Consider the following 13,609-nt stretch of genomic DNA (forward strand, 5'->3'; position numbering starts at 1 on the left):
TGGTTCACATCCGGAAGACGCCGTAGGAAACGGGTTCGAGCGGCGCCTGCGCGCACACCGAAAGGGCAAGTCCGAGCACTGTTCTGGTGTCGGCGGGGTCGATGACGCCGTCGTCCCAGAGCCGCGCGGTCGAGTAGTACGGATTGCCCTGATGTTCGTACTGTTCCCGAATCGGGGCCTTGAACGCCTCCTCGTCCGCGGCCGACCACGGCGCTCCGCTGCTGTCGAGCTGATCCCCGCGCACCGTCGACAACACCGAGGCGGCCTGTTCGCCACCCATCACCGAGATGCGCGCATTGGGCCACATCCACAGGAAGCGCGGCGAATACGCGCGCCCGCACATCGAATAGTTGCCCGCGCCATATGATCCGCCGATCACCACGGTGAGCTTCGGCACCCGCGCACACGCCACCGCGGTGACCATCTTGGCGCCGTGCTTGGCGATACCGCCCGCCTCGTAGTCACGTCCGACCATGAAACCGGTGATGTTCTGCAGGAACAGCAGCGGAATCTTGCGCTTATCGCACAGTTCGATGAAATGTGCGCCCTTCATGGCGGATTCGCTGAACAGCACACCGTTATTGGCGATGATGCCGACCGGATGTCCGTGAATGCGGGCGAATCCGGTGACCAGGGTCTTACCGTATTCGGCCTTGAATTCGTGGAATCCGCTGTCACCGTTGGCACCACCGTCGACCAGTCGATGGATGACCTCGCGGACGTCGTAGGGCGTGCGCAGATCGACCGGGACCACGTCGTACAGCTCGGACTCCGGCTTCGCGGTCGCGACGGTCGGCGTCACCTCCCAGGGGCTCGCCGGGCGGGGGCCGAGGGTGGCCACGATGCGGCGCACGATGCGCAGCGCGTCCTGGTCGTCCTCGGCCAGGTGATCGGTCACTCCCGAAGTGCGCGAATGCAATTCGCCGCCGCCCAGCTCTTCGGCGGTGACCACCTCACCGGTCGCCGCCTTCACCAGCGGCGGTCCGCCGAGGAAGATCGTGCCCTGATTGCGCACGATCACCGCCTCGTCGCTCATCGCCGGAACGTAGGCGCCACCGGCGGTGCACGAGCCGAGGACCGCGGCGATCTGCGGAATTCCCTTGGCGCTCATGGTCGCCTGGTTGTAGAAGATGCGCCCGAAATGCTCCCGATCCGGGAATACCTCGTCCTGGCGCGGCAGGAACGCGCCACCGGAGTCGACGAGGTATACGCAGGGCAGCTGGTTCTGCAGCGCGACTTCCTGGGCGCGCAGATGTTTCTTCACCGTCATCGGGTAGTAGGTGCCGCCCTTGACCGTGGCGTCATTGGCCACGATCACGCATTCGCGCCCGGAGATCCGGCCGATGCCGGTGATGATCCCCGCACCGGGGGATTCGTCGTCGTACATCCCGGTCGCGGCCAGCGGCGAGAGTTCGAGGAACGGGCTGCCCGGATCGAGCAGCTGATCCACCCGCTGCCGAGGCAGCAGCTTGCCGCGGGCCACATGCCGCTCACGCGCCTTCGTGGGCCCGCCGAGCGCCGCCGTGGCCAGCCGGGCGCGCAGCTCTTCGAGCAGCGCCCCATGCGCCGTGCGGTTGTCGACTCCGACCTGTTCGGTCACCGTCATCACGCCGTCCTGCCATCCAGTTAGTCGCCGATAACTGGAATTCAGGTTAATGTTGATTAACCGAGATGTCCAGGTGTGCTGAAAGGAGCGCGTGTGACCAGCGTAGACCCGGTCGCGCTCACCCGCAGGGAGCAACTGAAACTGCAGCGAAGGGCGCAGCTGCTGGATGCGGGGGCCCGGCTCATCGCCGATCGCGGCTTCCTCGGCATGCGCCTGGACGACCTGGGGGCGGCGGTCGGGATCAGCGGGCCCGCGGTCTACCGGCACTTCCCGAATAAGGAGGCGTTGCTGGTCGAACTGCTCGTCGGAGTCAGCCAGCGGCTGCTCGACGGCGGGAAGGCGGTGGTGACGCGGACCGAGTCCGCCCAGGATGCGCTGGCCGGGCTGGTCGACTTCCATCTGGACTTCGCACTCGGCGAGCCCGAACTCATTCGGATCCAGGACCGCGACCTCGAGAACGTCCCGACCGGCGCCAGGCGCGAACTGCGTCGCACCCAGCGTCAGTATGTGGAGATCTGGGTGGCGGTGCTGCGGGAGTTGCATCCGCAACTGCCGGAGGAGACCGCGCGAGTGCAGGCCCACGCGGGCTTCGGGTTGATGAACTCCACCCCGCACAGTGCCACCAATGCCACCGCCACCCGGGCCCGGCCGGTCCTGCGTCACATGGCGCTGTCCGCGTTGGGCCAGGAGGCGTTGGGTCAGGAGGCGTTGGGCCAGGCTGCGCTGGGCTAGGCGCGGGCCCGCCGGAATCACCGCGCGGTCCACCCACCGTCCATGGTGTAGGACGCGCCGGTGACCATGCCCGCATTCGCGCTGGCGAGCCAACCGACCAGTGACGCGACCTCTTCCGGCTCCACGAGACGTTTGATCGCGCTTTCGGTGAGCAGCACCTTTTCCAGCACCTGTTGTTCGTCGATGCCGTGCGCCTTGGCCTGGTCGGCGATCTGCTTGTCCACCAACGGTGTTCGGACATAGCCGGGATTGACGCAATTGCTGGTGACGCCGTGGCGGCCGCCCTCCAATGCGGTGACCTTGGACAGGCCCTCCAGTGCGTGCTTGGCGGTCACATACGCGACCTTGTATTCGGATGCGCGCAACCCGTGTACCGAGGACAGGTTGATGATCCGGCCGAAACCGCGCTCATACATCCGCGGCAGTGCCGCGCGGATGAGCAGGAACGGCGCTTCGACCATGAGGGTCATCAGGTTCCGGAACCGGTCCGGCGGGAAATCCTCGATCGGGTTGATGCTCTGCACACCGGCGTTGTTCACCAGGATGTCCACATCCAAGGTGCGGTTCTCCAGTGCGGCGACGTCGAGAAGGTCTACCGCCCAGGCCTTTCCGTTGATCTCGCTGGCCAGTGCCTTCGCGCCGACATCATCGATATCGGCGATGGTGACGGTGGCGCCGCGCGCCGCGAGTTCCCTGGCGCAGGCGGCGCCGATGCCGCTCGCGCCGCCGGTGACGAGTGCGGTACGTCCGGTCAGGTCACTCATGACTCCGCCTCGCCGGCGCTCAGCTCCGTCATGACCGACATGTCAGCTGTCGTGATTGTTCGCTCGCTGCACTCGTTCATGTGAGCTCCGCTCGCATTGCGTCGGTCTGTGCGACCGGCGCTACCGGGATGGCTGACGAAGAGGGCTGGGCGGCGAGGGTCTCCGCGTCCGCGGTGTCGATGCTCTCCAGCGTGATACCTCTCGTCTCGCGGGCGAACAGCACGGCGATGGCGGTGACGGCGGCCGCCGCGGCCAGATATATGGCGATGGGCACCGCGGACTTGTAGGTATTGAGCAGGCGGACGGCGATGATCGGTGCGAGCGATCCGGCGACGATCGAGGTGACCTGATAGCCGAGGGAGACGCCGGAATACCGCATGCGGGTGGGGAACATCTCGGCCATGATCGCGGGCTGTCCCGCGTACATGAAGGCGTGGAACACCAGGCCGATGATGATCGCGGACATGATGATCGCGTTGTGGCCGCTGTCCATCATCGGGAAGGCGAAGAAGCCCCAGGTGCCGGCGGTGAGCGCGCCGACCAGATAGACCGGCCGCCTGCCGAAACGATCGGAGAGGTTGCCCGCCAACGGAATCATCACGAGATGCACGGCGTGCGCGGCCAGCAGCCACCAGAGGATGACCTTGGTGTCGACGTGCACCTGCACCTTGAGATAGGTGATGGTGAAGGTGACCACCAGGTAATAGAGGATGTTCTCGCCGAACCGCAGACCCATGGCGGTGAGGACGCCGCGCGGATAGCGCCGCAGCACCTCGACGACGCTCAGTGAGTTCGCCTTGATCTGTTCTATTTCCTGCTGTGCCGCAACGAAAATGGGTGCGTCGGTGACCTTCGTGCGGATGTAGTAGCCGACCAGCACGACCACCGCGGACAACCAGAACGCGACGCGCCAACCCCAGCTCAGGAAGGCCGCATCCGACAGTGTCGAGGTCAGTGCCAGCAGTGCGACCGTCGCCAGCATATTGCCGACCGGCACACCCGCCTGTGGCCAGCTCGCCCAGAAACCGCGACTGCGGCTCGGACTGTGCTCGGCCACCAGCAGCACGGCACCACCCCATTCGCCGCCGACCGCGAAGCCCTGGATGAACCGGAGCACGACCAGCAGTGCCGGCGCCCAGTATCCGATCTGGGCGAAGGTCGGCAGACAGCCCATCAGGAAGGTCGCGGCTCCGACCAGCACGAGGCTGAATTGCAGCAGCGTCTTGCGGCCGTACTTATCGCCGAAATGTCCGAAGACGATGCCGCCGAGCGGACGTGCGGCGAAGCCGACCGCGTAGGTGATGAACGCTGCCAGGATCGCGTCGAGATCGCTGGTGCCCTTGGCGAAGAACACCTTGCTGAAGACCAGCGTCGCAGCCGTGCCGTAGAGGAAGAACTCGTACCACTCGACCACGGTGCCTGCCATGGACGCGGCCACCACCCGCCTCAGACCGGCCGGTATACCGCCGGGATCACCGGTCGGCCGCACTGCACTGCGCTCGCTCATCGAACATCTCCTTCATGACCGGGGCCACATCATGTCAAGAATGTGACGGCCCCCACATTTCGTGGTCAGGACGAGTATTCGTGCACATATCTTCGGCCGCAATAACCAGTTGTGCAGTGCGCATCTGCAAGAATGCAGATATGACTCCCGTCTCGGGCCCCACCCACCCCAGCGCGGATGATCTGCTGGTTCTGCTCGCCGTCGGGCGCTCCGGCCGCTTCGTCACCGCCGCCGAGGAACTCGGTCTCAATCACACCACCATCTCCCGCCGCATCGCCGCGCTGGAGCAGACGTTGGGCGGCCGCGTGCTCACCCGGGTGACCGGCGGCTGGGAGCTCACCGATCTCGGCCGCGAAGCGCTCGCGGCAGCCGAGGTCGTGGAATCGGCGGTCAAATCGTTGGCGACCGATGCCGATGGCACTCGCGTGCTGGAAGGTGTGGTCCGGATTTCGGCGACCGACGGATTCAGTGCCTATCTGGCCGCACCGGCCGCCGCCGAGGTGCAGCGGCGGCATCCGAAGATTTCCGTCGAGATCGTCGCCGCGACCCGCCGAGCGTCCCAGCAACGTTCGGGCCTCGATATCGAAGTGGTGGTCGGTGAACCACAGGTCCACCGTGCCAAGGCCATTCGCCTGGCCGACTATTGCCTCGGTCTGTATGGCTCGCGCGACTATCTGCGCGAACATGGAACGCCAACGGCCATCGGCGATCTCGCGCGGCACTCATTGGTCTACTTCATCGATTCCATGCTCCAGGTGGACGATCTGGACCTGGCCTCCAGTTTCGCGCCCGCCATGCGCGAATCCGTCACGTCTACCAATGTTTTCGTACACGTCGAGGCGACCCGCGCGGCCGCCGGTCTCGGTCTGCTGCCGTGCTTTATGGCCGATCGCCACGACGACCTGATCCGGGTGCTCCGCAAGGAGGTCTCGGTTCGGCTCGGCTATTGGCTGGTCACCCGCACCGAGACGCTGCGCAGGCCCGAGGTGGCGGCGGTGGTGGATGCGATCCATATCCGCGTTCGGGAGCAGCGGAATGTGCTGCTCGGTTTGTCGGCCTGATCATCGGCCCCCCTCCGTGGCATCATCCTCTTCCCGATCCCCATCGCCACCACCGCCATCGGCGCGGGCATCGGCTTCCTCGCCGTCGGCGGCCAACCCCTGATCGACGCGGGCATCGCGTACTTCAGCGGCCAGCCCTAGTCGCTCGACGGTAGCGATCCGGACCGATAGATCGGTGGCTCAGCGCTACCGGGCGGCCTCACCCGTGTAAAACGGTCGCTTTTCCCGTCGTTTAGATTACTATCTACCTAGAGAGGTAGAAATAATGGCGAGGTGGGGATGACGGAGCACTCGGACACTGCCGCAGCGAAACTGGGGCGTCCACGGCGGGTAGAGGACGACGCGGTGTTCGCCGCGATGGCGACAGTACTGATGCGGGTCGGTCTCGCACGGCTGAACGTCAACCTGGTCGCGGAGGAGGTCGGGGTCACGCCGGCGGCGCTGCGCCAGCGGTTCGGCTCCAAGCGCGAACTGCTTGCCGCCTTCCACGCCTGGGGCACCCGGCAGATCCGGGAGATCTCCGCAGGGCAGCCCGCGCCGGACGGATCGGCCCTCGACGCACTGCGCGAAATGATCCGCGAATCCGTGGCATTCGTGCGGACCCCGACGCAGATCGTCAACTCGATGTCGGTCTTCACCGAGATCGGGGAGGACCCGGACCTGCGCCGGATCCTCGACGAACGCTTCACGCTCGCGATCGACCGCTCCACCGCACTACTCGAGCACGCCCTCGACCAGGGCGAGATCGCGGGTGCCGACGCGGCCGAGCTGGCGCGCCAGCTCCACTACTGCCTGCTCGGCGCCTCGCTGGCCTGGCCGGTATCCGGGCGCCGACCGATCGGCGACGAACTCGTCGACGCGGCGGATCTGCTCCTGGCGCCGTACCGACCCGGTAATCGCACTCGACCACAACGCCCCGCAACCCCCTGAGAAAGGAAAACCGTGACTACACCAACACAATTCGGCGACATCACCCGGCCCACCGAACCGCGTATCCCCCAGCTCGACCCGACCTCGCTGACCGATGCCCAACGCCGCCTTGCCGGGATCGGGGCCCCGACCGTCATCCGCACTCTCGTGCGCCGCGCGGACATCCTCGAGGCGATCGGGCCGATCGGCGCGATGCTGCTGACCGCGGGACAACTGTCGGCTCGCGATCGGGAACTGGCCATCCTGCGGGTCGCGCTACGCACGCGATCGACATACGAATGGGGCAACCACGTCCTGGCTGCCCTCGCCGGCGGCGCCTCCGAGAGCGAGATCGCCGCGGTCGCCGACGAATCCGCGACCTGGTCCGCGGGGGATGCCGCACTGCTGCGCGCGGCCGACGAATTGTGCTCGGACTACTGCATATCGGACGACACGTGGACGGCGCTGCGCGAGGCCTACACCGATGACGAGATCATCGAAATCATCTACGTCGTGGGCCACTACCAGATGATGGCCGGCTTCCTGAACTCGGCAGGAGTGCAGCCCGAACCGGGCCGGGCCCCGCTGGGTGAGCTGCCCGATCTCGCCCCGCCGCCGGCGGCCGACCGCCCGGATCCCGACGCCGAGGGGTTCGGCTCGCCGGAGGGGACGTGGGACGTCACCATGCGGCATCCGGCGGGCGCCCAGGAACTCACCCTGGTCATCACCGCGGGCGAGGACGACGTCACCGGTTCGGCGACCAACAAGGCGAACGGGATCACCGCGGAGATCACCTCCGGGACGGTCGACGGCAGCCGGATCTCCTGCCGGACCCTGACGACCGAACCCATCCGCATCGAAACCGACTGGCGGGCCACCGTGACGGGGAATTCGATCGCGGGCGAGGTCACCGTCGCAGGCGGAGTATTCCCATTCGACGGTGTCCGCCGAGAGATCGGGAACGCCGGAGCCTAGGGGCGTTGCCGGAACAGGTCGATCACCACTTCGTGCAGGACGCTGGGCATCCGGGCACGGTCTCGGCGGCTACCGCCCGGAAAGTCCGAGCAAGCGAGCAGGTTTCAGGCTGCGGCGTGGGCGGGGTGTTCGAGGGACAGGGTGCCGTCGACCATGCGGTAGACGGCGTCCATGCGGTGCAGGTGGGTGCGGTCGTGGGTGACGAGGAGGGTGGCGGCGCCACGGGTGCGGGCGACGGTGAGGATCAGGTCGATTACTGCGGCGCCGCGTTCGGTGTCCAGGGCGCTGGTTGGTTCGTCGATGACCAAGAGGGTGGGGGCGTTCATCAAGGCGCGGGCGATATTGATGCGTTGGCGTTGGCCGCCGGAGAGTTGGGCGGGACGCTTGGCCTGTTGGTCGGCCAAGCCTACGACGTCCAGTAATTCCATTGCCCTGGTGCGGGTTTCGCGGCGTTGGACCGGTGAGGTGAAGAAGCGCTGGCCGAGGTGTGACATGGCCTCTAATTGTTCGAGGGCGGTGAGGGCGGGGATGAGGTTCGGCTGTTGGAAGACGATGCCGATGGACGAGCGGCGTAGGGCGGCGCCCTCACGGCGGGTGAGGGTCGCGAGATCGACTGTGGCATCGGCGGTTTCGAGTTCGATGCGGCCCGAGTCCGGGCGGATCAGGGTCGAAACCACCGCGAGCAGACTGGATTTGCCGGAGCCGGAGGGGCCGGTGATGGCGGCGATGCTGCCGCCGGTGACATGCAGGTGCACGTGGTCGAGGGCGGTGAGTCGGCCGATGCCGTCCGGGTAGGTCAGGGTCGCGTCGGTGACGGTGAGTGCGGTTGCGGTCATGGTTTCGGTACTCCGTTGGATCGGCGTGCGTGGTTGGATCGGCCTGCGAGACGGGTTGGATCGGCGTGCGAGACGGATCGGCGTTCGGGTCGGCCCGTGCGCGGACGGAGTTCGGCTCGCGGATGCAGGGATCCGTCTGTGGTGGGGGTTCCGGATGCGGTGATCATCGAGTCGCACCGAGCGCGGTGAGCGGGTCGGTCGTGAACAGGAAGCGCAGCGCGAACGCCGCGCCGAGTAGGCCGAGGGCGATCAGGGCCAGCGCGGGCAGCAGCGTGGTCGAGGGGCCCAGGACGAACGGCAGCGCGTCGCCCATGAATGTGGCTGCGGTGACGGTGATTCCGAGACCGACCGCGACCCCGGCGATCAAGACGATCGCCGCTTGTGCGAGGGCGTCGCGGACCAGGGAGCCCGAGGTCGCGCCGAGCGCCTTCAAGGTCGCGATATCCGGCATGCGCTGCACCGTCCACACGGTGAAGAACGCGCCGATCACCAGGGCCGAGATGGCGAACAGCAGCACCGTCATCAGTGTCAGCGAACCGTTTTCGGCTGTGTAGGAACTCAATGCCGACAGCGATCCGGAGACACTGGTCGATGTCGTATGCGCGGATGCGTTGACAGCGGCCATATTCGAGATCCCGGACACCGCGAGCACCGTGGCGGCGCCGCCACGCGGGGTCACCGACTGCCAGTCGGCGGGTGTCATCCAGACGACGGGGGTATGGCTGTACCAGTCGTCGCCCCGCACCGCGGCCACCCGGAAGGTGCCCGCGCCGAGCGTGACGCTGTCACCGACACTGGCAGCGAGGGCCTTGGCCGCGCCGGTGCTGAGCACCACCGTGCCGGTTTCGGTTGCGACGCGGTTGCCAAATGCTGTTCCGGTGGCGCCGAACAGCGCGATCTGTGCGGGCTTGGTCTCGCCGTGACCCGATACCGCGCCCGCCGTCCTGCCGATGCCGATCGGATCGACGGTGCCGGTCGATCCAGCGGCCGCCTGCCAGCTCTGGACCTGCTGCTGGGTGAGCGCCGAGGCGTCGAAGGTGGGATCCGCGCCGTTATCGGTGAAGACGATGGCATCGGCATGGATCGCTTCGATGGCGGAGATGCTCTGGTGCGCGAGCCCGGCGGTGAGACCGCTGAGGAAGCTCACCAGCAGTGCCACCAGGGTGACGACCAACGTGATGAGCAGAAAACGGCCGCGTGCGGCCCGCAGATCCCGGAGTGCGACGAACATGCCTTCACCCTGCCGCGATCGCACGCGTTCGCCATCGCGCACGCGGAGGAATGGACCCCGATCGAAGGTTGGGCGGCGTTTTACATCTTTCGATGGATGCCGCCCAGGTAGCCGCACATAAGCTGGCAGCGTGCATTCGTCGCCGTTCACCCCTGTCTTCACCACATTGCGGTTGGGGCTGCATGTGCTGGTGACGACGCTGGCGGTGGTGGTAGCGGTGCGTGCGCTGCTGCCCGGAGCCGGACATCCGCTCGCCGTCGTCACGCTGACCGCGGCATTCCTGGCCGTGTACTTCACCGGTGCGCTGGTCGGCCGCCCCCCGGCGGGCATCCGCTTCTGGCTGGCGGCACTGACCGTGCTGTGGCTCGGTCTGGTGGTGCTCGCGCCCGACGCCGGATATCTCGCATTCGGCCTGTTCTTCCTGTACCTGCACCTGCTGCCGCGCCCGTGGGGTTTTCTCGCGGTCGGCGCGGCCACGGCGGTGGCCGTGATCGGTTTCGGGGTGCACCGCGGCTGGTCGGTGGCGGGTGCGATCGGGCCGATGCTCGGCGCGGCGGTCGCGGTGGGGATCGGGCTCGGCTATGCGGCACTGTTCCGGGAATCCGCCGAACGTCAGCGCCTGATCGACGAATTGCTCAGCACCCGTGCGACACTCGCGGAGCAGGAACGCACGGCGGGCAAGCTGGCCGAGCGTGAACGACTGGCGCAGGAGATCCACGACACCGTCGCCCAGGGGCTGAGCAGCATTCAGTTGCTGCTGCACGCCGCAGAGCAGTCCGCACCGGATCATTCGGCGCTGCAACAGATTCGACTGGCACGCGAGACCGCGGCGGAGAATCTGGCCGAAACTCGAAGGCTCATAGCGGAATTGACCCCGGCCGCGCTGGAAGGGCAGAGCCTCGCGCAGGCGCTGGAACGCATCTGCCTGCGTGCCGAGGCGCCAGGACTGATCACCCAGATGGTGGTCGAGGGCACGCCGGAGCGACTGCCGATGCCGATCGAGGCGGCCCTGGTCCGGATCGCGCAGGGGGCGGTCTCGAACGTGGTCCGCCACGCTGGGGCCAGCCGGATGCGCTTGACCTTGACCTACTCCGACACCGAGGTGTATCTCGACGTTGTCGACGACGGGATGGGCATCGATCCGGTGGTGCTGAATCGCGCACCGTCGGGGACGTTCGGACTGGGCGCCATGCGCAGTCGCGTCGAACAGCAGGGCGGCACAATGGCGGTCGAGTCGGAACCGGGCCACACTGCGGTCACCGTCTCATTCCCCCTCGAGCCCGCATCCGCCACCGCGGAATCCGGCTCCGCCGCAGCCGATTCCGGCCTGTCCGCAGTGGGGCCAGGTCAGCCCGCAAGGGAATCCGGCCAGCCCGCAGGAGAGTCCGGCAGGTCGGCAGTGGAATCCGGCAGGTCGGCAGTGGAATCCGGCAGGTCGGCAGTGGAATCCGGCAGGTCGGCAGTGGAATCCGGCAGGTCGGCAGTGGAATCCGGCAGGTCGGCAGCGGAGCCCGGCAGGTCGGCAGCGGAGCCCGGCAGGTCGGCAGCGGAGCCCGACCGGTTCGCAGGAGAACTCGATCGGCCCGCAGCGGAACGCAGCGCAGCGGGTTCCGTGCCCGAGCCGAGCGAATCCGGCCCGTCCTCAGCGCAATCCAATTCGCGATCACTCGAACCCGCCCCACACGAGACGAATTCGACCGACCGGGAGAACCACGCATGATTCGCCTACTACTGGCGGACGACCACGCCATCGTGCGCGCTGGTCTGCGGGCGCTGCTGGAGAGCAATGAGGACATCACCGTCGTCGGCGACGCACCGACCGCCGAGGCTGCGGTGGCCTTCTGCACCACGACACCGGTCGATCTGGTGCTGATGGATCTCAGCTTCGGTCCCGGCCGCTCCGGTGTGGACGCGACCACCGAATTGCGTACTCTCCCACAGCCACCCAACGTCCTGGTCGTCACCAACTACGACACCGATGCCGATATTCTCGGCGCCATCGAGGCCGGAGCTTGCGGCTACATCCTCAAGGACACCCCACCGGTCGAATTGCTCGCGGCGGTGCGGTCGGCGGCCGCGGGGGACAGCGTGCTCTCACCCGCCGTGGCTTCCAAACTGATGACCCGGGTGCGCCGCGCCGACACCACCTTGAGTCCGCGCGAAATCGAGGTGCTGCGGCTGGTGGCCGACGGCAGTTCGAACCGCGAGATCGCCAAGGAACTCTTCCTGAGCGAGACCACCGTCAAATCCCACCTCGTGCACATCTACGCCAAACTCGGCGTCCGCTCCCGCACCTCCGCCGTCGCCCGTGCCCGCGAACAGGGCGCCATCTGAACATCCTTGCCGAGATCCGCACTTCTGGGGGATGCACACAAAGGGGCGGCGACATGCGGGCCGTCGACGCGGGATGACTCGTGCGGGATGGAACTAGGGTTGGGGGATGGCCTCACTCTCGGATCCCGCAGTGCGCGAATTCCTGTCCCAAGGCACACGAACCGCCAAGGTCGCATTCGTGGCCAGCGACGGACGCCCGGTCGTGACGCCGGTCTGGTTCGTCCTGGAGGGTGACGAACTGGTGTTCAATACCGGCAAGACCGCGGCGAAGGGCAAGGCGTTCGCCAGGGACAACCGCATCGCGATAGTCGTCGACGTGGAGGCGGGCCCCTACCCTTCGGTTCAGGTCCAGGGCACGGTAACCCTGTCCGAGGATCCCGCCGAACTCCTGCGCACCGCCACCGAGATCGCCGGCCGCTATGTGGGCGCGGACCGCGCCGAGGAATTCGGCAAGCGCAATGGCGTCCCCGGCGAACTGGTGGTCCGAGTGCGTCCGACCAAGGTGATCGCCCACTTCGACGCGACGGCCTGACCGCTCCCTAGACTCACCCGCATGACCGTGCACTTCATCGGGGCCGGGCCGGGCGCGGCGGATCTGCTCACCGTCCGCGCGGTCGAACTCCTGCGCGCCTCCCCGGTCTGCCTCTACGCGGGCACCTACCTGGACCCCGAGGTGCTGGCACACTGCGCCCCCGAGACCGAACTGGTCGACACCCAGCACCTGGATATCGATGAGATCACCGAGCACCTGGTGCGCGCCGACCGATCCGGTAGGGATGTCGCCCGCCTGTGCTCGGGGGACCCCTCGATCTACTCGGCGCTCACCGAACAAACCCGCCGCCTCGACGCGCACAACGTCGCATGGGACGTCACCCCCGGCGTTCCCGCCTACGCGGCGGCGGCCGCCCTGCTCGGCACCGAACTCACCGTCCCTGAGCTGGTCCAATCAGTGGTTCTCACCCGCACCCGGGCCCGTTCGACCACGATGCCGGAGTCCGAAGCCCTCACCAACTTCGCCGACACCGGTGCCACCCTCGTCCTGCACCTGGCCATCACCCGAATCCGCGCGCTGGCGGCCGAACTTATCCCGGACTACGGCCCCGACTGCCCGATCGCGGTAGTCTATCGAGCCAGCCAACCTGGCCAACTGATCCTGCGCGGCACCCTCACCGACATCGCCGACCAGGTCGAATCCGCGGGCCTGCGCCAAGCCGCCGTCATCCTCGTCGGCCGCGCGCTCGCACCGAAGCTGTCCTGCGCGCAATCGCACCTGTACGATCCGGCTCGCGACCGGCACCGAACTTCGCAAGCAGTGTGAGATGGGTGACAGTCACCGAGCAAACTTGCGATGACCCCGCTGCCTGGGGTGATGTTTCCCAGCTATGGGAGCTGATTGGTCGGGCGGCGGGGGCGACGGTAGATTGTTTCGGTGATCAGCAGTGAACTTCCCGGCGGAGCCGGTCGGTGGGCGGCGGGCATGGTCGCGCCCATGTAACAAGGTCGGCCTGGCGGGCAGATAGTGCCAATGAACATTTTTGCTTGATTGATGAGAACTGAACGCGGGAACGCAGACGCCACGCTCGGATAGGTGCGCGTCCTGTCCCGGTGTTCGTCGGGGAGCGCTTGCGTGGTGTTCCGGAAGCGAGGTTACGGG

12 protein-coding genes and 1 pseudogene are annotated in these 13,609 nt (G+C 67.0%); 8 read left to right on the forward strand and 5 right to left on the reverse strand.

Going from position 1 to position 13,609, the window contains the following annotated elements; genetic code table 11:
* Nucleotides 1-4 precede the first annotated feature (4 nt).
* On the reverse strand, nt 5-1,606 hold the full coding sequence (locus ACQP1G_RS05290) for a carboxyl transferase domain-containing protein (RefSeq protein WP_433198909.1): 1,602 nt from the start codon (nt 1,604-1,606) through the stop codon (nt 5-7).
* A gap of 93 nt (nt 1,607-1,699) precedes the next feature.
* Here ACQP1G_RS05290 and ACQP1G_RS05295 point away from each other — a divergent pair, with 93 nt between their 5' ends.
* On the forward strand, nt 1,700-2,338 hold the full coding sequence (locus ACQP1G_RS05295) for an SACE_7040 family transcriptional regulator (RefSeq protein WP_433198911.1): 639 nt from the start codon (nt 1,700-1,702) through the stop codon (nt 2,336-2,338).
* Nucleotides 2,339-2,355: 17 nt separating this feature from the next.
* On the opposite strand, the gene ACQP1G_RS05300 is transcribed toward ACQP1G_RS05295, so the two are convergent.
* Both ACQP1G_RS05300 and ACQP1G_RS05305 read right to left on the reverse strand, forming a co-directional pair.
* A complete protein-coding gene (locus ACQP1G_RS05300; protein WP_433198913.1) occupies nt 2,356-3,102 on the reverse strand; it encodes a 3-hydroxybutyrate dehydrogenase in 747 nt (248 codons plus the stop codon).
* 76 nt (nt 3,103-3,178) lie between these two features.
* The gene (locus ACQP1G_RS05305) at nt 3,179-4,609 is read right to left on the reverse strand and encodes an MFS transporter (protein ID WP_433198915.1); all 1,431 of its coding nucleotides are present in this window, start codon (nt 4,607-4,609) and stop codon (nt 3,179-3,181) included.
* Nucleotides 4,610-4,749: 140 nt separating this feature from the next.
* Here ACQP1G_RS05305 and ACQP1G_RS05310 point away from each other — a divergent pair, with 140 nt between their 5' ends.
* The 3 genes from ACQP1G_RS05310 (at nt 4,750) to ACQP1G_RS05320 (ending at nt 7,554) form a co-directional block, all read left to right on the forward strand.
* Nucleotides 4,750-5,670 (forward strand): LysR family transcriptional regulator, encoded by a 921-nt coding sequence (locus ACQP1G_RS05310; protein ID WP_433198917.1) that lies wholly within the window; start codon nt 4,750-4,752, stop codon nt 5,668-5,670.
* Nucleotides 5,671-5,949: 279 nt separating this feature from the next.
* Nucleotides 5,950-6,600 (forward strand): TetR/AcrR family transcriptional regulator, encoded by a 651-nt coding sequence (locus ACQP1G_RS05315; RefSeq protein ID WP_433198919.1) that lies wholly within the window; start codon nt 5,950-5,952, stop codon nt 6,598-6,600.
* Between the two features lie 12 nt (nt 6,601-6,612).
* Nucleotides 6,613-7,554, forward strand: coding sequence for a carboxymuconolactone decarboxylase family protein (locus ACQP1G_RS05320; protein WP_433198921.1), 942 nt, complete (start codon nt 6,613-6,615; stop codon nt 7,552-7,554).
* 104 nt (nt 7,555-7,658) lie between these two features.
* Here the strand turns inward: ACQP1G_RS05320 and ACQP1G_RS05325 are convergent, their stop codons facing one another.
* Nucleotides 7,659-8,390, reverse strand: a complete 732-nt coding sequence (locus tag ACQP1G_RS05325) for an ABC transporter ATP-binding protein (RefSeq protein WP_433198923.1) — start codon at nt 8,388-8,390, stop codon at nt 7,659-7,661.
* A 163-nt stretch (nt 8,391-8,553) separates the two neighbouring features.
* Nucleotides 8,554-9,621, reverse strand: a complete 1,068-nt coding sequence (locus ACQP1G_RS05330; RefSeq protein WP_433198925.1) for an ABC transporter permease — start codon at nt 9,619-9,621, stop codon at nt 8,554-8,556.
* 130 nt (nt 9,622-9,751) lie between these two features.
* Between ACQP1G_RS05330 and ACQP1G_RS05335 the strand changes: the two are divergent.
* The 4 genes and pseudogenes from ACQP1G_RS05335 to cobM all read left to right on the forward strand — a co-directional run.
* Nucleotides 9,752-10,909 (forward strand): annotated as a pseudogene (locus ACQP1G_RS05335) (sensor histidine kinase); the annotation flags it as partial.
* Nucleotides 10,910-11,337: 428 nt separating this feature from the next.
* Nucleotides 11,338-11,955, forward strand: a complete 618-nt coding sequence (locus ACQP1G_RS05340) for a response regulator (RefSeq protein WP_433198927.1) — start codon at nt 11,338-11,340, stop codon at nt 11,953-11,955.
* 106 nt (nt 11,956-12,061) lie between these two features.
* Complete coding sequence (locus tag ACQP1G_RS05345) at nt 12,062-12,487, forward strand: PPOX class F420-dependent oxidoreductase (protein WP_433198929.1); 426 nt, start codon at nt 12,062-12,064, stop codon at nt 12,485-12,487.
* A gap of 21 nt (nt 12,488-12,508) precedes the next feature.
* The gene (gene cobM, locus ACQP1G_RS05350) at nt 12,509-13,273 is read left to right on the forward strand and encodes a precorrin-4 C(11)-methyltransferase (RefSeq protein WP_433198931.1); all 765 of its coding nucleotides are present in this window, start codon (nt 12,509-12,511) and stop codon (nt 13,271-13,273) included.
* The last annotated feature ends 336 nt before the right edge of the window (nt 13,274-13,609 follow it).

This window comes from Nocardia sp. CA-107356, assembly GCF_050946365.1.
Lineage (GTDB): Bacteria > Actinomycetota > Actinomycetes > Mycobacteriales > Mycobacteriaceae > Nocardia.